General features: G+C 37.2%; 22 protein-coding genes. 5 read left to right on the forward strand and 17 right to left on the reverse strand.

Annotation, left to right across the window (positions count from 1 at the left end):
* Both IGI97_RS10615 and fni read left to right on the forward strand, forming a co-directional pair.
* Window positions 1-1,107, forward strand: coding sequence for a phosphomevalonate kinase (locus IGI97_RS10615; protein WP_002355777.1), 1,107 nt, complete (start codon window positions 1-3; stop codon window positions 1,105-1,107).
* Window positions 1,091-2,134: a type 2 isopentenyl-diphosphate Delta-isomerase gene (fni, locus tag IGI97_RS10620; RefSeq protein ID WP_002399734.1), complete on the forward strand. Its 1,044-nt coding sequence runs from the start codon at window positions 1,091-1,093 to the stop codon at window positions 2,132-2,134. Before IGI97_RS10615 ends, fni begins: the two co-directional genes overlap by 17 nt.
* Before the next feature lie 44 nt (window positions 2,135-2,178).
* Here fni and adhE read toward each other — a convergent pair whose 3' ends face one another.
* From adhE to IGI97_RS10645, 5 genes are all read right to left on the reverse strand, one after another.
* On the reverse strand, window positions 2,179-4,776 hold the full coding sequence (adhE, locus tag IGI97_RS10625) for a bifunctional acetaldehyde-CoA/alcohol dehydrogenase (RefSeq protein WP_002388933.1): 2,598 nt from the start codon (window positions 4,774-4,776) through the stop codon (window positions 2,179-2,181).
* A 157-nt stretch (window positions 4,777-4,933) separates the two neighbouring features.
* The gene (locus tag IGI97_RS10630) at window positions 4,934-5,239 is read right to left on the reverse strand and encodes a post-transcriptional regulator (RefSeq protein WP_161971860.1); all 306 of its coding nucleotides are present in this window, start codon (window positions 5,237-5,239) and stop codon (window positions 4,934-4,936) included.
* Between the two features lie 261 nt (window positions 5,240-5,500).
* A complete protein-coding gene (yajC, locus tag IGI97_RS10635) occupies window positions 5,501-5,899 on the reverse strand; it encodes a preprotein translocase subunit YajC (RefSeq protein WP_002383336.1) in 399 nt (132 codons plus the stop codon).
* Window positions 5,900-5,959: 60 nt separating this feature from the next.
* Entirely contained in the window at window positions 5,960-7,105 is a 1,146-nt protein-coding gene (gene tgt / locus IGI97_RS10640) for a tRNA guanosine(34) transglycosylase Tgt (RefSeq protein WP_438738598.1), read from the reverse strand.
* A 158-nt stretch (window positions 7,106-7,263) separates the two neighbouring features.
* The gene (locus tag IGI97_RS10645) at window positions 7,264-8,370 is read right to left on the reverse strand and encodes an iron-containing alcohol dehydrogenase family protein (protein ID WP_002358821.1); all 1,107 of its coding nucleotides are present in this window, start codon (window positions 8,368-8,370) and stop codon (window positions 7,264-7,266) included.
* A gap of 170 nt (window positions 8,371-8,540) precedes the next feature.
* On the opposite strand from IGI97_RS10645, the gene IGI97_RS10650 reads away from it, so the two are divergent.
* Genes IGI97_RS10650 through IGI97_RS10660 form a run of 3 tightly spaced genes read left to right on the forward strand, consistent with a single transcriptional unit; the run spans window position 8,541 to window position 11,889 of the window.
* A complete protein-coding gene (locus IGI97_RS10650) occupies window positions 8,541-10,004 on the forward strand; it encodes an ABC transporter substrate-binding protein/permease (RefSeq protein WP_002355770.1) in 1,464 nt (487 codons plus the stop codon).
* Window positions 9,997-10,719, forward strand: a complete 723-nt coding sequence (locus IGI97_RS10655; protein ID WP_002355769.1) for an amino acid ABC transporter ATP-binding protein — start codon at window positions 9,997-9,999, stop codon at window positions 10,717-10,719. The genes IGI97_RS10650 and IGI97_RS10655 overlap by 8 nt, the downstream gene beginning before the upstream one ends.
* A 15-nt stretch (window positions 10,720-10,734) precedes the next feature.
* The gene (locus IGI97_RS10660) at window positions 10,735-11,889 is read left to right on the forward strand and encodes a pyridoxal phosphate-dependent aminotransferase (RefSeq protein WP_086317691.1); all 1,155 of its coding nucleotides are present in this window, start codon (window positions 10,735-10,737) and stop codon (window positions 11,887-11,889) included.
* Window positions 11,890-11,935: 46 nt separating this feature from the next.
* On the opposite strand, the gene IGI97_RS10665 is transcribed toward IGI97_RS10660, so the two are convergent.
* The 12 genes from IGI97_RS10665 to mutM form a co-directional block, all read right to left on the reverse strand.
* Window positions 11,936-12,247, reverse strand: a complete 312-nt coding sequence (locus tag IGI97_RS10665) for a hypothetical protein (protein ID WP_438738600.1) — start codon at window positions 12,245-12,247, stop codon at window positions 11,936-11,938.
* 15 nt (window positions 12,248-12,262) lie between these two features.
* Entirely contained in the window at window positions 12,263-13,123 is an 861-nt protein-coding gene (locus IGI97_RS10670) for a hypothetical protein (RefSeq protein WP_048736942.1), read from the reverse strand.
* Complete coding sequence (locus IGI97_RS10675) at window positions 13,113-15,179, reverse strand: cellulose biosynthesis cyclic di-GMP-binding regulatory protein BcsB (protein WP_438738602.1); 2,067 nt, start codon at window positions 15,177-15,179, stop codon at window positions 13,113-13,115. The genes IGI97_RS10670 and IGI97_RS10675 overlap by 11 nt, the downstream gene beginning before the upstream one ends.
* 14 nt (window positions 15,180-15,193) lie before the next feature.
* Window positions 15,194-16,456, reverse strand: coding sequence for a glycosyltransferase (locus tag IGI97_RS10680; RefSeq protein WP_002355764.1), 1,263 nt, complete (start codon window positions 16,454-16,456; stop codon window positions 15,194-15,196).
* On the reverse strand, window positions 16,453-18,036 hold the full coding sequence (locus IGI97_RS10685; RefSeq protein WP_211136983.1) for a hypothetical protein: 1,584 nt from the start codon (window positions 18,034-18,036) through the stop codon (window positions 16,453-16,455). Before IGI97_RS10685 ends, IGI97_RS10680 begins: the two co-directional genes overlap by 4 nt.
* Window positions 18,026-19,546, reverse strand: coding sequence for a glycan biosynthesis hexose transferase WsfD (gene wsfD, locus IGI97_RS10690; RefSeq protein ID WP_002391654.1), 1,521 nt, complete (start codon window positions 19,544-19,546; stop codon window positions 18,026-18,028). Before wsfD ends, IGI97_RS10685 begins: the two co-directional genes overlap by 11 nt.
* Before the next feature lie 13 nt (window positions 19,547-19,559).
* Window positions 19,560-20,768, reverse strand: a complete 1,209-nt coding sequence (locus IGI97_RS10695) for a hypothetical protein (protein ID WP_002385036.1) — start codon at window positions 20,766-20,768, stop codon at window positions 19,560-19,562.
* A gap of 81 nt (window positions 20,769-20,849) precedes the next feature.
* The gene (dnaI, locus tag IGI97_RS10700; protein WP_002364725.1) at window positions 20,850-21,779 is read right to left on the reverse strand and encodes a primosomal protein DnaI; all 930 of its coding nucleotides are present in this window, start codon (window positions 21,777-21,779) and stop codon (window positions 20,850-20,852) included.
* A complete protein-coding gene (locus IGI97_RS10705) occupies window positions 21,779-23,188 on the reverse strand; it encodes a replication initiation and membrane attachment family protein (RefSeq protein WP_438738605.1) in 1,410 nt (469 codons plus the stop codon). Before IGI97_RS10705 ends, dnaI begins: the two co-directional genes overlap by 1 nt.
* A 15-nt stretch (window positions 23,189-23,203) precedes the next feature.
* The gene (gene nrdR / locus IGI97_RS10710) at window positions 23,204-23,686 is read right to left on the reverse strand and encodes a transcriptional regulator NrdR (RefSeq protein WP_002381296.1); all 483 of its coding nucleotides are present in this window, start codon (window positions 23,684-23,686) and stop codon (window positions 23,204-23,206) included.
* Window positions 23,687-23,865: 179 nt separating this feature from the next.
* A complete protein-coding gene (gene coaE / locus IGI97_RS10715; RefSeq protein ID WP_438738607.1) occupies window positions 23,866-24,465 on the reverse strand; it encodes a dephospho-CoA kinase in 600 nt (199 codons plus the stop codon).
* Entirely contained in the window at window positions 24,462-25,304 is an 843-nt protein-coding gene (gene mutM / locus IGI97_RS10720) for a DNA-formamidopyrimidine glycosylase (RefSeq protein ID WP_010775662.1), read from the reverse strand. The genes coaE and mutM overlap by 4 nt, the downstream gene beginning before the upstream one ends.
* Window positions 25,305-25,357: the final 53 nt, after the last annotated feature.

Raw genomic sequence — 25,357 nt, forward strand, 5'->3', positions numbered from 1 at the left:
ATGATTGAAGTTACTACGCCAGGAAAGTTATTTATTGCAGGAGAATATGCCGTTGTTGAACCTGGCCACCCTGCCATTATCGTTGCTGTGGATCAATTCGTAACTGTGACTGTCGAAGAAACAACAGATGAAGGCAGTATTCAATCTGCACAATACAGCTCGTTACCTATTCGCTGGACACGCCGAAATGGTGAGCTTGTATTAGATATTCGCGAAAATCCTTTTCATTATGTTTTAGCGGCGATTCATCTAACTGAAAAATATGCGCAAGAGCAAAACAAAGAATTGTCATTTTATCATTTAAAAGTGACGAGTGAATTAGATAGTTCAAATGGACGAAAATATGGTCTTGGTTCAAGCGGTGCAGTAACCGTTGGAACTGTCAAAGCCTTGAATATTTTTTATGATTTAGGTTTGGAAAATGAGGAAATTTTCAAATTATCAGCATTAGCTCACTTAGCCGTTCAAGGAAATGGTTCTTGCGGAGATATCGCCGCCAGCTGTTACGGGGGCTGGATTGCCTTTTCAACCTTCGATCATGATTGGGTCAATCAAAAAGTAGCCACTGAAACATTAACTGATTTGTTAGCAATGGACTGGCCTGAATTAATGATTTTTCCGTTAAAAGTACCGAAACAACTACGTTTACTAATTGGTTGGACAGGTAGCCCTGCGTCCACTTCAGACTTAGTTGATCGAGTCCATCAATCAAAAGAAGAAAAACAAGCGGCTTATGAGCAGTTCTTAATGAAAAGTCGGCTTTGTGTCGAAACAATGATTAATGGCTTTAACACAGGAAAAATTTCTGTTATTCAAAAACAAATTACTAAAAATCGCCAATTACTCGCCGAATTATCTTCACTGACTGGTGTGGTAATCGAAACAGAAGCCTTGAAAAATCTTTGTGATTTGGCTGAATCTTATACAGGAGCTGCGAAATCTTCTGGCGCTGGCGGGGGCGATTGTGGGATTGTAATTTTCCGCCAAAAATCTGGGATTTTACCATTAATGACTGCTTGGGAAAAAGACGGAATTACCCCACTGCCACTTCACGTCTATACCTATGGTCAAAAGGAGTGTAAGGAGAAGCATGAATCGAAAAGATGAACATCTATCATTAGCTAAAGCGTTCCACAAAGAAAAAAGTAATGACTTTGATCGTGTGCGTTTTGTTCACCAATCGTTTGCTGAATCCGCTGTTAACGAAGTGGATATTTCCACTTCGTTTCTTTCTTTTCAGCTTCCCCAACCTTTTTATGTCAATGCAATGACAGGTGGTAGTCAGCGTGCAAAAGAAATTAATCAGCAATTAGGCATTATTGCCAAAGAAACTGGCCTTTTAGTTGCGACAGGATCTGTCTCGGCAGCGTTAAAAGATGCTAGTTTAGCGGATACGTATCAAATTATGCGAAAAGAAAACCCAGATGGACTCATTTTTGCCAATATTGGTGCAGGTTTGGGTGTGGAAGAAGCAAAGCGAGCGCTTGATTTATTTCAAGCGAATGCCTTACAAATCCATGTAAATGTGCCCCAAGAATTGGTCATGCCTGAAGGAGATCGTGATTTCACTAATTGGCTAACCAAGATTGAAGCTATCGTACAGGCCGTAGAAGTGCCTGTCATTGTCAAAGAGGTTGGCTTTGGCATGAGCCAAGAAACCTTAGAAAAACTTACCTCTATCGGCGTTCAAGCAGCGGATGTGAGCGGCCAAGGCGGAACGAGTTTTACACAAATTGAAAATGCCCGGCGGAAGAAACGAGAACTTTCTTTCTTAGATGATTGGGGGCAATCAACGGTCATCTCTCTTCTGGAATCACAAAATTGGCAAAAGAAACTAACTATTCTCGGTTCTGGCGGTGTGCGTAACTCTCTTGATATTGTCAAAGGACTCGCTTTAGGTGCCAAAAGCATGGGAGTTGCTGGGACTATCTTAGCTTCCCTTATGAGTAAAAATGGTTTAGAAAATACCCTAGCCCTTGTACAGCAATGGCAAGAAGAAGTGAAAATGCTTTATACTCTTTTAGGAAAAAAGACGACAGAAGAATTGACGAGTACTGCACTTGTCCTCGATCCAGTTTTAGTTAATTGGTGTCATAACCGTGGTATCGACAGCACTGTTTTCGCAAAACGTTAAAGAGACCAGAACATTAATGTTCTGGTCTCTTTATTTGAGTTCTTTTATCCTACATAAGCATCTAAGATAATTTGTTTTAGTTCACTAATTAATGGTTCTTTCGGATTTGCAGTTGTACATTGGTCTTCATATGCAAGTTCTGCCATACGATCAACCGTTGTGTCTAATGTTTCTTGTGAGACACCTTGGGCTTTCAAGTTCATGTCAATTCCGACTGATTTACCTAAGTCTGCTACTGCTGTTGCTAAAGCTTCTACTAATTCTGCGGTAGTATTTCCTTTTAAGCCTAAGAATTTTGCAATGTCTGCATAATCAGTATCGGCGCGGAAGTAATCATATTTAGGGAACATTGCGTGTTTTGATGGATCTTTCGCATTGTAACGAATAATATGTGGTAATAAAATCGCATTTGTACGACCATGTGGAATGCCATATTCCCCACCAATTTTATGAGCAATAGAGTGACAAATACCTAAGAATGCATTGGCAAATGCCATCCCTGCCATGGTTGATGCATTATGCATTTTTTCGCGAGATTCCATATCTGGACGTTTCACTGAATTTTCTAAATGATCGAAAACTAACTTGATTGCTTGTAAACTTAAACCACGTGTGTAATCTGAAGCCATCACGGAAACATAAGATTCAATAGCATGTGTTAAAACATCCATACCTGTATCTGCAGTGACTGAAGCTGGCACAGACATTACGAACTGTGGATCAACAATCGCTACATCTGGTGTTAACGCATAGTCTGCTAACGGATATTTCACGTGTGTTTCACTATCAGTAATAACGGCAAATGGTGTAACTTCTGAACCAGTTCCTGAAGTAGTTGGTATACAAACAAATTGTGTTTTTTCTGGTTTGGCAATTTTATATGTCCGTTTGCGGATATCTAAGAATTTTTGTTTTGCACCAAAGAACTCTGTATCTGGGTGTTCATAGAACATCCACATGCCTTTCGCCGCGTCCATTGCAGAACCGCCACCCAAGGCAATCACTGTATCTGGTTGGAAATCAACCATCATTTTGGTACCTGCATAAACAGTATTTGTTGATGGGTTTGGTTCAACATCAGAAAATACTTCGATTTTCACATCATTTTTACGTTTTTGTAGCTCTTTACGTACGATATCTGCATAGCCAAATTGAACCATACCTGGGTCACAAACTAACATGACACGTTCAACATTTTCCATTTTTTGTAGATATTGTAAAGAATTTTTTTCAAAGAAAATTTTTGGAGGTAATTTAAACCATTGCATATTATTTCTCCGTTTCGCTACCGTTTTAATATTAATTAAGTTAATGGCTGATACGTTTTTAGAAACAGAGTTTTTCCCGTATGAACCACAACCAAGTGTTAAGGATGGAATCATTTCGTTATAAATGTTACCGATACCGCCTTCTGCTGATGGAGTATTCACTAAAATACGACAAGCTTTCATACGTAAACCAAAAGCAACTTGTAACTCTTCATCTTCTGTATGAATTACTGCTGTATGTCCTAAACCACCTAAGTTTAACATCGCTTCACATAGTTCAAAAGCATGCTCTGCATTGTTTGATTTCATCATTGCTAAAACTGGCGATAATTTTTCTCTTGATAATGGATATTCTGGACCTGCACCTTCTAATTCAGCGACTAAAATTTTTGTGCCTTTTGGTACGCTAATTCCTGCTAATTCAGCAATTTTTTCTGCAGAGTTACCGACAATCGCTGGATTTACTGCGTATTTGCCTTCATTCATCACTGCATCTTCTAGTTTTTGTAATTCATTCGGTTTCACGAAGTAAACATTGTGTGCTTCAAACTCAGCTTTGACAGAAGCATAAATTTCTTTATCCACAATGACCGCTTGCTCAGAAGCACAAATCATTCCATTATCAAATGATTTTGAAACAATTAAATCATTAACCGCACGTTTCACTTTAGCCGTTTTTTCAATATAAGCTGGTACGTTCCCAGGACCAACGCCTAGTGCTGGTTTACCTGTTGAGTACGCAGATTTTACCATGCCTGCGCCACCAGTTGCTAAAACAATGGCAATCCCTGGATGATTCATCAAAGCAGATGTTGCATCAATCGATGGTTGTTCAATCCATTGAATACAATTTTCTGGTGCACCTGCTGCAATCGCCGCATCTCGTACAATACGTGCCGCTTCTGCCGAACATTTTTGTGCGCTAGGATGGAAAGCAAAAACAATTGGATTTCTTGTTTTTAAGGCAATTAGTGATTTAAAAATAGTTGTTGACGTTGGGTTTGTTGTTGGTGTGACCCCACATACCACGCCAACTGGCTCAGCAATTTCCATTAAGCCGGTTTGTTCGTCTTTGTTAATTACACCCACTGTTTTATCATGTTTAATATTATTCCAAATGTATTCAGATGCATACATATTTTTGATTGCTTTATCTTCATAGATTCCACGGCCAGTTTCTTCGACAGCCATTTTTGCTAAAGGCATATGTTGGTCTAACGCCGCCATCGCCATTTGATGGACAATGTGATCTACTTGTTCTTGTGTAAAATCTTCCATTGCTTTTAAAGCGACATTCGCTTTTGTTGCTAATTCATCAATCATTGATGAAACATCAACTGTTTCTGTCTTTTCTTTTTTTACTGTTTTAACCATGTTCATCCTCCTAAGAGTTTCATTTTAAAAAAACTTTGTTAACTATTTCACATTCACATCATACAACATAAAACGAATCTTGTAAATAGTTTTTGTGATATTTTTCACAACTATTTATAATTTTTTTTTATCTCAAAAAAAAGACCTATTCTTTTTTCTAGAATAAGTCTTCAATATCATGCCAGTCCCTTAAAGGATTTTTTGATGTCTGTGCCAATAATTGTTGATAGTCAAAAAATTCATTCGGCTTAACCTTCTGAATGTCTTTGCGACAGTCTTTGACAGATAAATGGGTTTTTTTTTTCCAACGATAGGTGAGTAAATAAGTCAATAAATCTTCTTCGTTGATGGAAGAATAACCTAGTTCACGAAAATTTTGGCACTTCTTTTTAATACTTTTATTGAGCATTTTTTGTTGTAACCAACTTAATTTTTCCTTTGTCATGGGCTCTTCTCCTTCCAACCAAGCGAAAGATTGCTCACTTTTTAACTATCTTCCAACACTATAAAAAGGAACCTTTTTTGTAAACTTAATAGTTAAAAAGGACTTAGGACGTAAGTCCAAATGACCTACCTTCCTAGTCCTACATTTTAAGATAAACGACACGAGCGGAATAGGAATTATCTCTTCTTATTGGCTTTCTCGTGTGACTACTGGTCACAGTTTCGCCTTTGAAAAGCCTGTTCCGCTCTCTCTAACCATTAAATGAATTAGTTGATTCGTTTAGTCTTTCTTTTCTTTTGAAGGATCTGATGTTTCAGGAACTTCAGTTACTTCTTCTGTGACTGTCTCTTCAACTTCTGTGACTGGTACACTAGTTACTGCTGAATCATTTGTAACAGCAGTTCCAGGTGTTACAGTTCGAATTGCTGCACGGTCAAATTCTAAGACAATACCTTCGCAATCGATTAAAACTGTTTTTTCGTTGATTTCACTTAAAACACCATGTAAACCACCAATTGTGACAACACTATCGCCAGTTTTCATTGCGTTTAGTTGTTTTTGACGTTCTTGCTGTTGTTTCTTTTGAGAACGTGTCATGAAAAACATCATTCCTCCTAGAAGGACTAATGTAAAAATCATTGTAAATCCGCCACCCATTTGTTTCACCTCACTCTGCATTATTCACACTACTAACTGTATCAAAAAAATGCTTGAAGAACTAGTTTTTTCCTCTAATTTTTAGAAACTTTTTGCATTCGATTTATTAAAGCCATATTCTTCAAAAAACGCTTGTCGGAATTCTAATAAATTGTCGTCCATAATTGCTTGACGGACATTTTTCATTAAGTCTAACAAGAAGTATAAATTATGATACGATGTTAAACGGATTCCGAATGTTTCATCACATTTAATCAAATGACGAATATAGGCCCGCGTATAATTACGACAAACATAACAATCACATTTTTCATCAAGCGGACGAAAATCTCTTGCATATTGGGCATTTTTAACAACCAAGCGACCTTGTGAAGTCATACAAGTACCATTGCGCGCAATACGTGTTGGTAACACACAATCAAACATGTCAATCCCACGAATCACTCCATCAATTAATGAATCAGGGGCACCCACACCCATTAAGTAACGTGGTTTATTTTCAGGAATTAACGGTGTCGTAAAGTCTAAGACTCGGTTCATTTCTTCCTTAGACTCACCAACAGATAAGCCACCAATCGAATAGCCAGGAAAATCCATACTCACTAAATCTTTGGCACTTTGACGACGTAAATCTTCAAATCCTGCACCTTGAACAATACCGAATAATCCCTGTCTATCAGGATTCGCATGGGCTTTTAAGCCACGCTCAGCCCAACGAGAAGTCCGTTCAATCGAGCGTTTGACATACTCATAGCTTTCATCAAATGGTGGACATTCATCAAAGCTCATCATAATATCTGATCCTAATTTATTTTGAATATTGATCGCTTTTTCTGGAGAAAGGAACATTTTTGAACCATTTAAATGATTTCTAAAATGCACACCTTCTTCTTCGATTTTCCGCATATCACTTAATGAGAAGACTTGGAAACCACCTGAATCAGTTAAAATAGGTTGATCCCAGTTCATAAATTTGTGTAAACCGCCTGCTTCTTCAACTAAATCTTCACCTGGGCGTAACCATAAATGGTAAGTATTACTTAAAATAACACCGGCACCCATTTCTTTTAATTCTTCTGGTGACATTGTTTTAACTGTCGCAAGTGTACCTACCGGCATAAACATTGGTGTTGGAAATGTGCCGTGAGGAGTAATTAATTCACCTAAACGCGCACCTGTGTGTTTATCTTTTTTGATTAAACGATAACGAATGGCTGGTTCCGTCATTCATTTCCCTACTTTCTACTATAATTTGTCCTCCCATCATCATACTTTTTTTTTATTGAATTTGCAAGGATTTCTCAAGGTTTCTTTTTTCAAAAAAGGATCCTTAAAAAACAGCAACTAATTCAAATAATTCAAATGAACTAGTTGCTGTTTGGCACTTATTTTGTCGCTGTATATTTTTCTAAATCTTGCATCGCTGTTTTCACAATTTCAGGGGTAATTTTTTGTTTCATATAATGAATCGTTTCGCCTTCTATACAAGCACGTTCTGCTACTTCTTGATACTCGGCTTCAGTTAAGTCCATCTCCATTTCTTTTAAAGAAATAGGCAAACCTAGTTGGTGATAGAAAGGAATCAATTCAGCGATTTCTTGCCATTTCTCTTCAATGGCTAATTGAACAAACACACCATACGCCACTTTGTTTCCATGCAATTGTCGATGGCTAGCTGGTAGCAAAGTTAGTGCATCATGAATGGAATGGGCACCCGCTGTCCGACCATAATCATCGCCAAAGCCACCCACCATTCCACCAATAATTAAATTTGTTTCGATGACATCAATAAACGATTGATTTAATTGTTGCTCTTCCATCGCTTTTAAAGCATTGATACTTTCATTTAACAAAATATCGCGACATTTTTCCGCGGCAAAATGAGAAACTTGAATAGGTAACACTTGGACGTCTAACTGCGAAATAATCGCATCTGCTTCATACCATTTAGCTAATGTATCCCCAATACCTGCCACCATTAAGGACCGAGGCGAATGCAATAACACTCTTGGTTCTACCAACACCAAAGCGTTTGCTTGTGGAAAAACGTCATACCGTTCCATTGCTCCATCTTCTCGATACATTACACTCAATGGCGTACACGGCGCACAAGTAGCTGCTAAAGTGGGTAAAATAATGACCGGTAACGCCATTTTGTGTGCTAAGGCTTTGCCCAAGTCGGCCACTTTTCCTCCACCAACAGCGACGATGGCCTCTAAATGATTGTCCAGCACTTGCGCTTCTAACTCTTGCACACGTTGATCTGTACAAACACCTCCATAGTTTTCAAAAACAGCTGTTACTTTTTGAAACGTCGGAAAATACGGTTTTGCCGCTTGCCATGACTCAGTCCCGTGTAAAATGAATACACGATGAATATTTCTGCATAATAGTTGTCCTTCTAATAATTCCCACGAACCAATTTCGCAAAGATACTCTTGTGGTGTCCCTCTCACAATTAATGATTGTTCCATCTTGAAAATCCCCTTCATTTTTGACTTTTGAAATTTTTTTTGAAAAAGTTGTATTTTTTCAACTCTACTACTTTTCCTTTTACATATTCTATGATATGATAAACCACATCATAACACAATAAATTTTTATACATTTATTCGCTTTTTTTGAATATTTATAAAAATAATACAAAAAGGAGTTTACGCAAATGACCAAATGTAAAAAATGGCTACAGACGATTTTACCAATTTTATTCTTGTTGCTCTCATTATTACCTATTAAAGAAACTTTTGCAGCCGAAAACGATCCAGTCTATGACAAAATTATCCAAAAGGGAGAACTAGTTGTCGGCTTATCCGCAGACTATGCCCCTTATGAATTTCATGCAAAAGTAGATGGTGAAGATAAAATTGTCGGTTTTGATATTTCTATTGCTCAAAAAATTGCCGACGATTTAGGCGTTAAATTAAAAATCGAAGAACTAGGCTTCGATGCTCTGTTAGGGGCCTTAAAAACTGGCAAGATTGACATGGTCATCTCAGGCATGTCGCCAACGCCTGAACGATTAAAAGAAGTAGCTTTTTCTCAACCATATATGAATGTTCAACAAAGAGTCATTGTTCGGAAAGAAGACAAAGATAAATTTCATTCCACTAAAGATTTCGAAGGCGTTCGTGCAGGTGCCCAAAAGCAAACGACACAAGAAGAATTAATTAAAACCGAATTAACCGGTGCTGTCCCTACTTCTCTTCAAAAAATTCCAGATTTAATTATGAATCTAAAAAATAATAAATTAGATGCAGTCGTTATGGAAGAACCGGTTGGCGAAGCCTATGTTTCTCAAAATGAGGATTTAGCTTTTGCTGATGTTACCTTTGAAAAAGGCTCAAAAGATACTGCCGTTGCTTTTCCTAAAGATGCGCCCGTTTTGACGGAGAAAGTAAATGCCTCTATTAAACAAATTAATGATCAAAAATTAATGGACGGTTATAAAAAAGAAGCCAATCAATTAATGTTCCAAAAAGATCAAAGCTTTTTACAAAAGTATGGAAAGTTCTACCTTAACGGTGCAGGCTATACCATTTTCCTAGCTTTCATTGGTGTTTTGTTTGGTGCCATTTTAGGGGCATTACTTGCCTTAATGAAGTTAGCCAATTCCAAAATTTTACGTGGCATTGCCATTGCTTATATCGAATATGTTCGTGGCACTCCTTTGCTTGTTCAAATTTTTATTGTCTATTTCGGGACAGGCGTTCTTGGTTTAGACTTATCAAAAGTAGCAGCTGGTTGTATTGCCCTTTCTCTAAACAGTGGTGCATATGTAGCAGAAATTATTCGTGCTGGTATTCAGGCAGTTAATAAAGGACAATTGGAAGCTGCTCGTTCTTTGGGAATGAATCAAAACCAAGCAATGCGATACATCATTTTCCCACAAGCTATTAAAAATATTTTACCAGCGTTAGGCAATGAATTTGTTACAGTAATTAAAGAATCTTCCGTTGTTTCAGTCATTGGTGTTTCGGAACTAATTTTCCAAGCTGGCAACGTTCAAGGAGCAAGTTTTAAACCCTTCCTACCTTACTTAATTGTATCGTTGATTTATTTCGTCCTAACCTTTACTATCTCACGTCTATTAGGTGTTGCTGAAAGGAGAATGAGTACTAGTGATTAACATTAAAAACTTACAGAAAACATTTGGAAAAAATGAAGTACTTAAAGGAATTGACTTAGAAATTGAAGCTGGTGAAGTTGTCGTAATTATTGGCCCTTCTGGTAGTGGTAAAAGTACTTTTTTACGTTGCCTGAACTTATTAGAAACACCAACTGGTGGCAGCGTTGAATTTGAAGGAAAAAATTTATTAGATAAAAATACCAACATTGATCAACTTCGTCAAAAAATGGGAATGGTATTCCAAAATTTCAATCTTTTCCCGCATAAAAATGTCTTGGAAAACTTAACGATTAGTCCTGTTAAAGTAAAAAAAGAAGCCGCTGCCGAAGCCACAGAACATGCTCTTTCTTTACTGGAACAAGTTGGTTTATCAGATAAAAAAGAAAATTATCCCGCTCAACTTTCTGGTGGGCAACAACAACGGGTAGCGATTGCTCGTGCTTTAGCCATGCGCCCTGACGTGATGCTGTTCGATGAACCAACTTCTGCCTTAGACCCTGAAATGGTGGGCGAAGTGCTATCCGTTATGAAAAATTTAGCTATTGAAGGGATGACAATGGTGGTGGTTACCCACGAAATGGGCTTCGCAAAAGAAGTTGCGGACCGTGTCATTTTTATGGATGCAGGAATCATTCAAGAAGAAGGCACACCTGAAGAAATTTTTGATGCGCCACAAAACCCAAGAACACAAGATTTTCTAAGAAAAGTTTTATAAAAAGGAGCACCTGGTATGGATCGCAAGAATATCGCAACACGTTACCAACAACCTACTGAAAATTTACTCATGGATATTGCAACATTGGCGAAAAAGACCCCAAATTTAATCGATTTATCGATTGGTGACCCTGACTTAATTACCGATGAGCGGATTATCGAACAAGCAGCTAACGATGCCAAAAATGGGCATACAAAATATACCGCTTCTGATGGTAGCGAGGCATTCATTGAGGCGGTCATTCAGTTTTATCAGTCACATTATCAATTATCTTTTCAACCGAATCAAGTCCGGGCCACAGTTGGCGCTCTACACGGGATGTACCTTGCCTTACAAGTGATTCTAAATCCTGGAGATGAAGTGATTATTCATGAACCTTATTTCTCTCCTTATAAAGACCAAGTCCTTTTAGCAGATGGCGTTCCGGTCTTTTTACCAACCTATGAAGAAGATGGTTTCCAAATTGATGTAGCTCTTTTGAAAGAAAAAATCACGCCTAAAACCAAAGCGATTATTCTAAATTCACCGAATAACCCGACAGGCGCTGTTTTCTCTGAAGAAACTTTCAGAGAAATCGCACAGGTAGCGATTGAACACAACTTATACATTCTTTCAGATGAAGTTTATGAAGCCTTTTGTTTCCAAGAAACGTTTACTCCCATGGCTACGTTTGCTCCAGAAAATACTATCACTTTTGGTAGCTTTTCAAAAGCCTTTGCAATGACTGGTTGGCGTATTGGTTATATGATTGCCCCAGACTATATTAACGAAGTAGCTAAATTAATTAATGAAGGCGTTACGTATTCTGCGCCTACGTTGTCACAGCAAGCAGGAATCTATGCGTTACAACATTTTGACGAATTTGTAGACCCAATCGTTGAAGTGTTCCAAACACGTTTAGAGTATGTGGCCCAACGAGTAGCAAAGATCCCTTTCCTTTCGCTTCATCCAGTCAAAGGAAGTATTTACGCCTTCATTAACATTCAAAAAACCGGACTAACTTCCGTTCCTTTTGTGGAAAAGCTTTTAAAAGAGACACAGGTATTAGTGATTCCTGGAAAAGCATTTGGTGAAACAACGGGCGATGAGTACATTCGTTTAGCCGCAACACAAAGTTTAGATTTATTAAAGGAAGCGTTCGATCGAATTGAAAGAATGACCTTTGAATAAAAAAGCTTCTGCATTAGCTACTAATCATAGCTAATGCAGAAGCTTTTTAGATTTCTTCTATCAATTCAATCGCTTGCCCACCAATATGCGGTGGAATCGACATAGTCATCGGTGGCAAGCCCACGACTGTGAAACGGACTTTGGTCCCTTTTTTCAAGTGAGACAGTGGGATACTTTCCTCTAACTGTTCAACAAGTATGTTTAAAATTACCCCATGAGAAAATAAGGGCACAATAGATTCTGGATCACTTTCTGCTTGAATATTTTCTAAATGTAATCGCATTGACAATGGCTGTGTCTCATTTAACACACCAGCCTCTGCTAATTTCCCTGTAAAAACAGCAAGTTTTTCAGTCATTTGTTTGCCTTCTTTTTAAACATCATATTGAAGAGAATTAATTCCATCCCCTAAAAATTCTGAAGCGTTGTTAAATTCGGCAGGATCATATTTGGTATAGGAAACTTGTAATGTCAAAGTAATATTCCTTAAGGTTTCAGAATGGGCAAATTTCTCTTGAGCTTGTTGTTTGAATTCTTTTCTAGTAGTGTATCCGTCATCCCCATCGCGGAAAATTAATAACGCCCAAGTCGGCGGTGTGCCGTCGATAAAGTATGGTAAGAAGCGATCATCCGTTGTCTCTTTAATCGCCGCTGTCACGATTTGTAGCAATTCATTCTTTTGTTCAGGACTTAATAAGTTACGAATACTTTCCCAATAGGCCACTCGAATCACGACTAAATATAACGGCGCTTCATAACGTGTAGAAATATCAGAAAATAAATCAAATCCTTCTTCGTACATTTTTGCTGTTCTTAAATTAGTTACTGCATCTAACGCATTTAACTGAGAAGTTTCTTTACGTAAACGAATATTTTCTTCTTGAATCATACGAATTTGATAAGTCACTGCATAGATTGTTAAACAGTAGAGTGGCGGCATGATTAGCCAAAATAATGAGCCATAGCTAAACAAATCATGATAGACATACTGATATACAACATAAGTCAATTGTAGAAAAATAAATATAAGCGAAAATGTTAACCCCGCTGTAATTCCTACAAAATAGGTAACGATAATTAAGATAACTGAAATTAATAGACAACTTAAGTCCACAAAGAAATCATTCGTTCCTAAGGCCATAAAGATGGTTGTGCCGACAACCAAAACAATTCCTACCAACAAAGTTAAATCCAAAAGTAAGGTCACTCGTTTTTGATTCACTCTATTCCCCACCTTTCAAATTCTTCTTCACGATGAAGAACGCACTTAATCCAATAATAGTCATACCAATTAAGAAGACAAATAGATAAATCATTAATTTATGATTATTGACAATTCGTTTACCTAATGATTCGTTGCTAACGTTGCTTACACGTTTTTTGAAACGATAATCATAGCGACGATAGTTCGGATCGACCACAATGGCATCTCCTTTGTACATAGAAGTATTCTTCTCTGTATTCACTTGTGTAGAGGCTAAAAAGACACCTTGTGATTTAGCTCCCGTTAAGATTAACGCCGCGGCTTTCGCATTATATGGAGAAAACATTAGCTGCGCCGTACCGATTTGTTTACCATAATCTTTTTCGATACTCAGTTTCTCGTTTGAAACAAAACGTGTGAAGTCCTTATCATAATGGAAATATAACTGATCGTTTAACTTACGAATCATCGGATTATCCTTAGGCGTACCAAAAATAATCAAGTTATGATTTTCTAATGCCGCATTTTTAGGCGCTTTTTTATAATACGTAATCTCACCGACATTACTTTCGGCATAATTACCAATTAAGTTAAATAAATTGGTCAACACTTTAAAATAGTTGTCGTCCATTTTTTCTGGTAATAAAATCGCTAAATCAGCAAAAGAACGGCTTCTGATAAAAATGTTCGGATAGTTGTTAAATAATATGTCATTCAGTTCTTCTGTTTGAATAAACGCATTCGAATTATTTTCAATAAAGGCCCATGGAGTCTGACCATTTCGTAAAACTTCTGGTGATTTAACATTCAAATCAAAAGCAACTTTTAAAACAAAACTATCAGCAATTTCTAAGTTCTTTGGAAATTCGAGATTTAATTCATCACCGTTTGCACGAGCAGCGCTTAATTTCTTGCTGCCAATTGGTTTATCATTGGCATAGACCGTCACTAAAGAAGAATCAAAATCTAAGTTTTCAGCGTATTTAAAATGTAAATGCACGCGACTTCCATTGGCGTTATTTCGATCCACTGGTAAATTGACAAAGTACGTTTGTTCTTGGTGATAGGCCCCTTCTAGCTTGTCCCCCGTTGAGGTTAATGGATAATTTCCATCAAATTCTAAAGTTGAACTAAACGTATCGGTATTCTCATCAACTGTTGTCTCTTCTTTATCTGTTTGGGTCATTAATTCATAGTTGGCTAAATAACGTCCCGCACGAACAAGTAAGTCCTCATCTTTAGAAGTAGCTACTAAAACATGCTTATCTGGTTGATTGAAAAATTTTAAGACAGCCTGGTCCGCCACACGTTTGCTATCAATTTGACTTTTATACTGATCTGGTAATTTATCATAGCTGGCAATAATCAACTGATAGGGTGCTGACTGTTCTTTGTTCAAAGAAGCCATTGGCAACAATTCTTCTGAGGTAGTAATCAAACGAGCAGCACCAGCTAACGCATGGGTCGCTGCAGCTAATTCTTTTTCCGATGCATTTTCTGGTGTCAAAATAACACTGTGTTTATTCGCAATCGTGTCCGCTCCCACAAAATGATTATAAAAAGAATGAATCGTATTCTCTGGTAATTGTAAATCATATTGGAAGTTTACGTTAGATCCTTCATACATCGTTAACCAATTTGCCGGAGTTTCAATTAAATTATACATATCGTTTCCTGCCTGATTAATAATTTGGCCCTCAACAGTCAATGTATTTGTCTCTTTAATCAGTTCCAAAGGGATTTCAATCGTCTTTTGTTGAATACCAGTCGTATTTTCAGGACGCCAAGAATAAAACTTCACACCATTAACTGCCACAGTTAAATCTGAGGTCTGATTATTTTTTAATTGTGTGATTTGGTAGGTCATATTGAATGATGCTTTTTTTACGTCCCAATAATCAATTTTTGTAAAATACATGGTGCTACGGACAGAAGTACCTGTTAAAGAGATTGTTTTATTTTGAAAAGGTTGTGTAAAAGTATGGTTGTCTTGTTCTTTATTTTCGGCGTATACGGTCGGACTTGCGACACCAATCAGAATTGCCAGAAAGAACAACCCTATTAAAGTGACTGTTTTTTGTTTCATTGCACGTTTCCTCCTTATTTAAATCGTTCAGTTTTGTACCATTTTGTTTGTGTTTGTTTATGAAAAACATTTTCTTTAATATACATCACCATGCCATAAGCGGCGACTACTAGCCACATCTGACTGTATGTAATATACATCAAGGCAATAATTAAGATATTCTCTAAAGTCATTTCGCCTTTTTCGGTCGTAATACTGACAAAAGTACTGAAAATAAATAACAAAATCGCTAACAACCACAAGGAATTGCTAAATCCTTGCAGGGTCGTTGTTAAGTAACCAGACATTGATAAAACTAACATGATGTCTGACAAAACGAGCGATGTCATTAAGAGAAAATAAATGGACAAGAAATATAAAATATCAAAACGGATCCGACTTGCTTTAGGATTAAACAATAACTTAGCATTTTTAACAATAACATAAATATTGCCTTTGACCCATCGCGTCCGTTGTCGGAACCAAACTGACAAAGTTTGCGGCTCTTGCTCCCACGTCACTGCTTTTGGTTGAAACTTAATTTTATAGCCCATCATATAGATGCGAAAACTGATTTCTGTATCTTCGGCTAACGCTTTGTCATCCCAGCCGCCAATGGCTTCAATAATACTGCGACGAACAATGAAATTTGTGCCAGGAATCGTGCATAACTTAAATAATTGAAAACGACCGGCTTGTGCCATCCATTGAAAGGCCAGTGTTTCGATATTAATAAAGCGTGTCAACAAGCTTGCATTGCGATTTCTCGTTCTAAATTTACCAATAACTGCGCCGTATTCCTCACTAGCGATTAACTCTCCAACTAAATAACGGAGTGCATTCGGTTCAGGTGTATTGTCCGCATCATAAATGGCAATCACGTCCCCCTTGGCTTGCTTGAAACCAATGTTTAAGGCATTAGACTTACCTTTCCCACCTGTTATATTGTCTGTATTAATAATCTGCAAATTTCGATTAACCGCCTTTTTTTGGACGTTCGCTAAAAGCTCAGCACTATTATCACTTGAGTTGTCATTAATCACAATAATTTCATAGCGATCTTGCGGATAATTAAAATTCAATAACGCTTCAACTGTCCGCACAATGACAATTCCTTCATTATGGGCCGGCACCATAATTGAAACAAACGGCGCGTCTTCGTCCTCTACAGGTGGTGGTGCGACAGGATCTGTTTTTAAATAATAAACATAGCCAAAAATAACTAAGAGAATATTTACAATTAGTAGACTCCAAATAATGATAGTTGCTGTTAACATTACAATGTCAGCAATGGTCATTTGTCTTCCTCCTTATTAATATATTTCGACCGATAATTCTTTCGTCCAATCATAAACAAAATAATCAGGATGATTAAAGTCAGTGTAACAACGCCAACTAAAATATTATTTGTGATGCTGAAAAAGAATGAAAATAACCCTGTAAATCGTTGTTTTTCAACTGTTGAGGCCCCTGTATCAGCCAAACCATTGACAATTTGATTGTTTAAGAAGAACCGATTATTCCGAAATTCGATTTTCTGCGTTTGTGTTTGAACAGTGAAATGTTGATCCGCTTCTGAAACACTAAACACTATTGGTGCTTCCTTGACTTCTTGAATTAGATGATCCACTTCTTTTTTAGAATTTGGAAATGAAAAACTAATGGTGGTCGGCATTGGAAATCGATAGTCATTCGGATTATCTTTATCCGTCCATTCAATCCCCGATAAATAATCATACGGTAAATCAAACAAAGCATTCTTATAAGTGATTGATTCTCCCGTTTGGTTCCGATAAAAAACGCGTTCAATCGGCGGATTTTCTCTTAGAATCACTGTATCACTAATTGCTAGACCATCCTCTTGGTATTGAAGGTCTTGATTCCAGTATCCTGGAGCAGAAATGCCTACTGGATAGACATGTCTGTCGACCAATAAACTAATCTGCTGCTCCATCAATTGTTTCAAGGCACGTTGGTCATTTAAATCAACATTGTTAACGATCGGTGTTTCTAAGAAAATAACCCCCGTCGAAGCAAACGCACGTAACGCATTCGTAAATAGTTTATAAGGTAAAATCGTATTGTTTTGTGAAACGCTCGTACTGGATAAAATATAAGGATACGTGGTTTTAACTAATTCTTCTTGCAAATAGGTTGCCACAGACATATCTCTTAACGGGTTAAAATCAGAAATCGTCAAAAACGGACGTGACATTTTTTCACTTTCCAGCCATTGACTAATTACGTCCAAGCTTTCTAAAAAAACAGCGCCTTTGCGTTCAAACATTGGTAGAAAAGCATGCCCATTCTCAATTACACCAAATGGATATTCTTCTGGTGCTAATTCTTGTGTTTTTAATCGGCCAACCGTCTGACCTTGCGTATTTTCCAGCACAACTGATTGATCTTGAAAAGGCAATACTTGAGAAAAGCGGTTTTTTTCATCTTCTAACCGATATTGACGATGACTTAATTCTTTCCACGTACCGCTAAAATATTGTTTTTCATCGTCACGCATGTTTCGACCAATGTGTAATTGTTTGCCTTTAAAATGAACTCGATCTGCTAGAAAATCAGAGGCAATAACGCCGGCTTGTTCAGGCCAATTCACCATAGAAATCAAACTGTCATAGCCATCATTTAGCAATTCGCCAGGCACATAATCTGACACCGCCACACTCTGAACTTCTACTCCAAAACTCGTCAACACTCGTTGTAAAGCATCCACATCATTTTCTTTTTTCCCAGCAATATTCAAGCTGTCATAGACAAGTAAGACATGTTTACTTGGTGCAGCCAGCGCCGGTTTGGCAAAGCCACAAAAAACGAAAAAGAGTAAGAAACACACCCAGCCAATAAGATATTGTTTATTTTTCAATTCCCTCTACCTCCCCAATGACTTGTGGTGTTGTATCTTGCCACATTCGTTTACCAATAACATCAGAAACAATTTGTAACAAGAGAAAATCTAAAAATACTGAGACTAAAAACAAATGACGTACTAAGTCACTATCCCCATCAATAATAATTGTTGAAATGAAAACAACTAATAAATTTAGATAAATCCCTGTCATTAAAAAGAAGCGAAAAACTAATCTGGGTTCGTTTCTCTTGATTCCTCTGTATAAACCAACGCCATATAAACCAAACAGAATCACGCCTAATAATAGATAGAAAGCAAAGTTTTTAGGGAAAAAACTGGCTTTAATACGGTTATACACCATAAAAAATTTAGATTGTTCCAGCGGTGCACGCCCCGTCGTTTTCTCAAAATTCCCCACATTATTAGGCTTTACTAAGTAAACATTTGGGACCGCTGAATTCAGTCCTTGCCATAATTCAGATGGATAATTTAAATAATTCAATAACACCCATCCAAAACTCGTTTTATCAAAAAAATCTTTTTTCATTTGTTCAGAAGTTGGTGATACAGGACTGTATTCTTCAAAGTAGGAACGTCCCTTTTGCAACCCATATTGCGGGTTGATTCCGCCCTCTGACATCCGTTTATCTGGAACCTTACTATCCTTCATTACACCGCGCGTCATACTGTGGTAGACATCACGTTCATAGATATCGTTAGGAACGATAAAAGCTGCTAACGTTGTAAAACCAATCAACGCAATTAAAAAGGCCGTCATTGACAATCGTTGATAACGTTGTGACAAGTAGACAAAAAATCCTAATCCAGCAATAATTACGCCAATAATCAGCAAATATTCTTGGCGTGTTGTCCCTATTAAAAGTACTACTGCTTGTGCCAAGATAACCAAAACTATTCTTCTGAGCCAAGTTCGTGGTTTCGTCACCCGATAAAAATAGACTGAAAATGCTAAGACACTCACAGAAAGTAAAAAACTCGTCGCTTCTGTATAAAAGGAATTAAAATAAATCGTATAGGAGGTATCTCCCAAGATGAAAATAACCAACAAAGAGATAAGATAACTTTTTTTCAAAGACACGCCTTCGGTTAAGCCTCGTACCAGAATATAAATTGACACTAAAAAACAACTAAGATAAACGAAACCTAAGAAACGAATATCGAAAAGTGTTTGACTATAAAAAAGTTTATTAAGCCAAATGGCAATGGTGATGAAAAATTGTTGAGTGGAAACAAAGTGCGTCGTTGTTTCATTAAAATAACGCATAATTGAAAAGTCCTTAACAAAATAGGCCACATTGTCGTAGCTATCACCATTGACACGATAAAGACTATTTGAATTTAACACACGAAAATACTCACCATTATCTCCCAAGCCATTAATCGGATAAACAAATAACAAAATGCTTGTCACTAACCCAATCCCTAAAACGGCCAAAAGACTTGGAGAAATATAACGACTCAACCATTCAAAAGCCGAGTTCATGTATTTTTTGATCTTTTCCATGCTTTCACCTCATCTAGAAATCATAGGCCAAAAGAGCCATTAAGTTATTATAGGAATAGACTTGTTTCGTAACTTTATCACCAAATCCTCCATAAATCGGACTGCTTGAATCCATAATTTGAAAATTATTAAGTACTGTAATTGCCGCACGATACAACTCTTTGTCATTTTCGGCAACACCAATTAAAGCCGCTATCGCATAACTAGCTGCAGATTGATTTTTATCCACGGGCGATCCATTTAAATCATACGAGTTAAAAAGCGTCCCTTGCTGAACTTGTTTTCGCACAAAATCAATACTAGTCTGCTTCGCCATACCCACTTCACTTAAATGGACAATCGTTAATAAAGATTCAATAATATTAAGTGTTCCGTTGTTTTCGTATTTATTTGTTTGATGATTAAACTTCGTTTGATAAAGAGGTAAATCATCAGAAATATAGCCATCGTCTATTAATTGGTAATGATACTGCAAGTAGTCTGCTGAAATCCCAAATTCTTTGTATAAATAACCCAGCGTAATTAAGTCAATATAAAACAAAGAAGTTTCTGAAGACTGTTGTTTTGATTTACTATCGTAAAAATCAATTAGAATATTATCTTTCATAGAGGTTTTCATAAAACTCTTGCCTAATTTTTTAATTTCTTGATCATACTGATCTGTTTTAAAATGTCCCCCTGCTTCAATTAATGAACGAATGATCCGTAAATCATCAATCGAGGCATTGACATTGTACTTATTGCCTTGCTCGTCAATTCGGTAACTAAATTGGACGCCGTCGTAAAAGGTGTCTTTCGTCTGCTTGTAAAAATTATCAAAACGTCCCTGCGTATCAAAAGCTAAATTACGCAAATATAGACCAGAAGACTCACTTAGCAACTCATGTCCTGTGGCGACATCTTTGCGTTCAGCATCTGGTAAATAATTGGTTAAAAAGCCGCCGTCTGTTTTGAGCCGGGTTTCAATAAAAAACTTCAACAAATCTTTGCGTTCAGCGGTTTCTTTTGTGTGAAATTCATGTTTTGTTAAAAAATGTTGTTTGTCTGTCGACATTAAGCGTTGAATTTTTGGATTCACTTTTTCCACCTCTACTTTATAGGATTTTTCTCTAAACAAAAGAAAATATCCTCCCAGAAGCACCACGAATACCCCAATAAAAATCCAAAGTTTTCTCTTCATTGTTACGCCTCTTTTCCTCACTTCTTTATTGTCAGTGTACACAAAAGTACTTGTTTTTGCGAAACTTACGCTACATCTTCAAGCGCAAGAAAAAAAGCAATCCATAAAAATAAAAGGATTGCTTTAACCGTTTCGTCGATCATTTCCTGTCATCGTAATCTCTTTTGACAGATAACGCACACGTTCCATAATTCGTCTGGCTTTTAGCGGCTCTTGTTCTCCTCGTTGCGTCACGGTTAAATGCTCTTCTAAAGCTTTTAAATCTAGATTGGAAGAGAAAAAAGTAACTAATTGTTCTTGCATTCGGTATTGCAAGATTACGCTTAAAACGTCGTCACGAATCCAACTAGTCATGGATTCCGCACCAATGTCATCAATCATTAATATAGGGGATTTTTTTACTGCATCGAGCTTTTCACCAACTTGATCGCGACCAATGGCTTGCTTCATTTCTACTGTAAATGTTGGAAAATGAACAATTGTCGTAGTAAATCCACGTTCTGCTAAAGCATTAGCCATCGCACCTAATAAGAAAGATTTTCCTACACCGAAGGGGCCTTGTAAATAGAGCCCTTTATGAAACTCTTTTGGTGTTGCAGGATATTCTCTTAAAAATTGCATTGCTTCTGCTAACGCTTTGGCTCGACCTTGAGAAGATGGATCGAAATCTCGTAAATTTGCTTCTCGGACATCTTTTGGCATGTCCATTGCCCTTACTCGATTGCGAATTTCTTCTTCCTTCTGACGGGCGATTAAATCAGCCGTTGGGACATACGTTACATCAATGTAATGAAAATTCAACATTAATCTTGGCTCATAGCCTGGAGCAATCATTGCCGGATCGTTTAATTGAAATTTCTTTTTTTCTTGAACAAATTCATACAGCTTAGCATAACTTTTACGAATATCTTCATCGCTTAAACGCTCTCGGTTTGCTTGTATAAAGGCTTGAACATCTTGATCTTTCAATACTTCGTTAACCAGCTCTTCATATCGTTCATTGATGTCACGCTTCTGGATAATTTTTGACATTTCTTTTCCTACGTCTTCCATCATTGGTCACCTCCTTGGTTTAAAAATTCTTGAATTTGTCGATCTAACTCGGCTTGTTCTTCTGGGGAAAGTTTTGTTTCATCGTTTGGCTGATCTGCCCATTCTGGCAATCGCTCTTGTCGAACAGTTTGGCGTTTCCCTGAATAATTTTGTTGTCGCTGTTTTTGTTTGGTTTGGCTTTGTTTTGCCAATTCTCTGACATGTTCAATTGCTTTTTCTGGTGAATGAATGCCACTTTGTCCCCATTCATTCGCAATTCGATTCACATACTCCGCTTTTAAAGTCGGTTGTTGTTGAATATTGTAAACATAGTTAATCAAAATATTAATCACACTAGTCGGTAAGCCTGATTTAGCAACCAAATATTTCACTAATGAACGTTCTTGTGGTGTCGTATAGCCGCCTCGACTATTTTTTAAAGCTTCTAAATATTGAATAGGCGGATTCTTTTCACTATCCATAATCATTTGAATATCCAGTTCAGAAAAACCATTCATTTTTAATGCGTTATATCGATACGTTTGTTGCTCTTCCACCGTCAATTGTGCTTGCTTGTTTGTCACTACGTTTGTTGGTTGTGGTTTTTTATCAGGATCAAACGCTTGATGAATCGTTCGCACTAATTCCTTAGGCAAAATTCGACTTGTATAATAGTCAAATGATTTCGAAGCAAAGTCTACCATATCTAACTCATTGATGCCATATAATTGATGAAAAACATAGACTTCTTCTTGAAAACTAGCCTCATCTTCAGGCAGTTGTAAACCTAAACGGTGCAAACCTTCCACAAAATAGTGCCAATCAAAAGAATCCGTTGATACAGAAATTTTCTTCGATTTTTCTTGTTGAGAAAAAGTTTCTTGAATCGTTGTCAATCGGTTCGCTTCGGAAACAATTTGTTCTTCTTTAAAGGCATAAACCTCTTGAAAGCTAGTGGAAACATTTTGATAGCCCTCTGTTTTAGTAGGATGCGGTTGGAACTTTTGCACTAATTGATCAAATTTCCGTTGTCCAACCCGATTAAATAACACTAAAGCTAACACTTCATCTTTAAAAAAACGAGCGGCTGTTTCAGGTGCTTTTAAATAATATAAATAACAATCTCCTAATTCCCGATCTGTTTTTTTATACGTTTCTAGCAACCCAATGCCTTCTAATTTGTAGCAAGCTTCTTCTAATTGTTGGCAACTCAAGTCCAGCAAACTAATTAAATCTGCATGAAACAGCGAGCCATTCTCCTCTGAGTCTGTTGTTTCAGATAACAAAAGCCAATATAAACTAAACGCATTGGCGCCGACAATTGGTTGATATAAAAAGGTTAAAACCTCTTTCTCTTGATCAGAAAGCGGTGAATCAATAACCGCTTGAAAAATATTTTTTGGTTGGATTCTTTGCCGATTTCCTTTCAAAGAAAGACCTCCTTTTTAATTTTCTGAGTCAGGAGAAGAAGATTTTGCTTTGTCGACAATGTCCTGTAACTCTTTCAAAAACACGCTCATATCTTTGAATTGTCGATAAACACTCGCAAAGCGGATGTAGGCAATTTCATCTAGATTGACTAAATCTTCCATCACATATTCACCGATAAGCGTTGTAGAGACTTCATTTTCCCCTAAACTACGCACTCGATTTTCAACATTATCGACAATTTGAACCATTTGTTCCATAGCAACGGGTCTTTTTTCCGCAGAGCGAATGAGCCCACGCAAAATTTTATCACGATTAAATTCTTCACGATCCCCATTTTTCTTGATTACAAGTAATGGCGCCGCTTCAATTCTTTCAAATGTAGTGAACCGATAACTGCAATTTTCACATTCACGACGACGGCGAATTGCACGTCCATCATCTGCTTGACGGCTATCAATAACACGGGAATTATTATGATGACATCTTGGACAACGCATAACGTTCACCTCTTCTATTCTGTATAATTTTTGTTGCCTATATTATAACATGAAATTGCGCTATTACTAGGTCTTTAGAACTGGTTCTTCGTTGAATCTTTGCCATTTTTTAATAAAAACAAAGACTTTCACTGTTTTTTCTGAAATTTTCAAAACATTTTACGCCATTAAAAAAATATTCACTTCTTTCCAATTTGTTCCTCTAGCCACTTCTTCACTTGCTGTTCCGTTTCTTCTCTAGTTCCTTGGTTATCAAAAACGATATCTGCTCGTTCTTTTTTCATTTCAATCGGCCATTGGCTAGCAATTCGTTGTTGCGCTTCTTCTTCTGTTAATTGGTTTCGGGCCATCAGACGCTCTTTTTGAATCTTTTCTGGTACATATACCACAGCAACTTGATCCATGATCGCCTCATAATGAGCTTCATAAAGCAGAGGAATATCAACAATAACCAGGGAGGCTTTCTTTTTAGCTTCTTCAATTTGACGTAAAATTTCTTTTCTTAAAAAAGGTTTCAGCGTTTCATTTAACAGCTCTCTTTTTTGAGGACTAGCGAAAATTAATTGTCCTAACTTTTTCCGATCCAATTCACCAGTTGTTAATACTATTTCTGGTCCGAAAGTTTCAACGATTGCGGCTAAGGCTGGTTGCCCTTTTGCAACAATTTCTCGGGCGATAATGTCGCCGTCAACAATTGGATAACCCGCTTTTTTTAAAAGAGCAACAACCGTACTTTTACCTGTCGCAATCCCTCCTGTAATGCCTAAAACTTTTGTCATTTCAATCGACGACCTTTCAATTGTTGGCATTGTGGACAATAATGCGTACCACGTTGTACCACTTTTGTTTTAACAATTGGCGTACCACAACGATTGCAAGGTAAGCCTGTTTGCCCATAGACATTCAACGCTACTTGAAAAGTCCCTGCTTCTCCTAACGCGTTTAGATAGGTGCGGATGGTGGTTCCACCTGCTTCAACAGCGCGTGCCAAGACGTCAATGATTGCTTGATACAACGTAGCAACTTCCGCAGGTTTTAAGGAATCTGCTGGTTGTTCTGGATGGATTTGCGCTTGCCAAAGTGCTTCATCTACATAAATATTCCCCAAGCCCGTCACTAGCTTTTGATCTAACAGCAATGGCTTAATTGCTTTATGATGCTTTTTCAAGCCTTGTTGAAAAGTAGCTAATTGGAAAACGTCTGGTGTTGGCTCTGGGCCCAAAGCTAAAATCCCTTTATATTGATGACCTTGATTCTTAGGAACCAATGTCATACGGCCAAATTTCCGTACATCTAAATAACGTAATTGCGTGCCATCTGTAAAAGTAAACATTACATGGGTATGTTTGGCAATTTCATCATCAGCCTGATGAAACTCATATTTTCCTTCCATCCGTAAGTGAGAAATCATATCATTATCAGACAATTTAAAAATCAGAAATTTTCCTCTTCGCTCAATCCCTTCAATCGTTTGACCAGCTAATTGACCTTGAAATACATCAACTTCTGGTGATTCAATAATTCTTGGCCAAAAAACAATGACTTCTTGAATGGTTTTTCCTACAACAAGTTTTTCAAGTCCTTTTCGCACTGTTTCTACTTCTGGTAATTCTGGCATTATTTTTGCTCCTTTATATAAAGAGGTCTGAACGCTTAGATATCAACGTCCAG

This window comes from Enterococcus sp. DIV2419 (assembly GCF_051711865.1).
Classification (GTDB): Bacteria; Bacillota; Bacilli; order Lactobacillales; family Enterococcaceae; genus Enterococcus; species Enterococcus faecalis.

What these genes read in the sequence shown, in the direction of transcription:
- IGI97_RS10615 (WP_002355777.1), top strand. Translation starts at nt 1, where the DNA reads ATGATTGAAGTTACTACGCCAGGAAAGTTATTTATTGCAGGAGAATAT.
- fni (WP_002399734.1), top strand. Translation starts at nt 1,091, where the DNA reads ATGAATCGAAAAGATGAACATCTATCATTAGCTAAAGCGTTCCACAAA.
- adhE (WP_002388933.1), bottom strand. Translation starts at nt 4,776, where the DNA reads ATGGTTAAAACAGTAAAAAAAGAAAAGACAGAAACAGTTGATGTTTCA.
- yajC (WP_002383336.1), bottom strand. Translation starts at nt 5,899, where the DNA reads ATGCAGAGTGAGGTGAAACAAATGGGTGGCGGATTTACAATGATTTTT.
- tgt (WP_438738598.1), bottom strand. Translation starts at nt 7,105, where the DNA reads ATGACGGAACCAGCCATTCGTTATCGTTTAATCAAAAAAGATAAACAC.
- IGI97_RS10645 (WP_002358821.1), bottom strand. Translation starts at nt 8,370, where the DNA reads ATGAAGGGGATTTTCAAGATGGAACAATCATTAATTGTGAGAGGGACA.
- IGI97_RS10650 (WP_002355770.1), top strand. Translation starts at nt 8,541, where the DNA reads ATGACCAAATGTAAAAAATGGCTACAGACGATTTTACCAATTTTATTC.
- IGI97_RS10660 (WP_086317691.1), top strand. Translation starts at nt 10,735, where the DNA reads ATGGATCGCAAGAATATCGCAACACGTTACCAACAACCTACTGAAAAT.
- IGI97_RS10665 (WP_438738600.1), bottom strand. Translation starts at nt 12,247, where the DNA reads ATGACTGAAAAACTTGCTGTTTTTACAGGGAAATTAGCAGAGGCTGGT.
- IGI97_RS10675 (WP_438738602.1), bottom strand. Translation starts at nt 15,179, where the DNA reads ATGAAACAAAAAACAGTCACTTTAATAGGGTTGTTCTTTCTGGCAATT.
- IGI97_RS10680 (WP_002355764.1), bottom strand. Translation starts at nt 16,456, where the DNA reads ATGACCATTGCTGACATTGTAATGTTAACAGCAACTATCATTATTTGG.
- wsfD (WP_002391654.1), bottom strand. Translation starts at nt 19,546, where the DNA reads ATGGAAAAGATCAAAAAATACATGAACTCGGCTTTTGAATGGTTGAGT.
- dnaI (WP_002364725.1), bottom strand. Translation starts at nt 21,779, where the DNA reads ATGGAAGACGTAGGAAAAGAAATGTCAAAAATTATCCAGAAGCGTGAC.
- nrdR (WP_002381296.1), bottom strand. Translation starts at nt 23,686, where the DNA reads ATGCGTTGTCCAAGATGTCATCATAATAATTCCCGTGTTATTGATAGC.
- coaE (WP_438738607.1), bottom strand. Translation starts at nt 24,465, where the DNA reads ATGACAAAAGTTTTAGGCATTACAGGAGGGATTGCGACAGGTAAAAGT.
- mutM (WP_010775662.1), bottom strand. Translation starts at nt 25,304, where the DNA reads ATGCCAGAATTACCAGAAGTAGAAACAGTGCGAAAAGGACTTGAAAAA.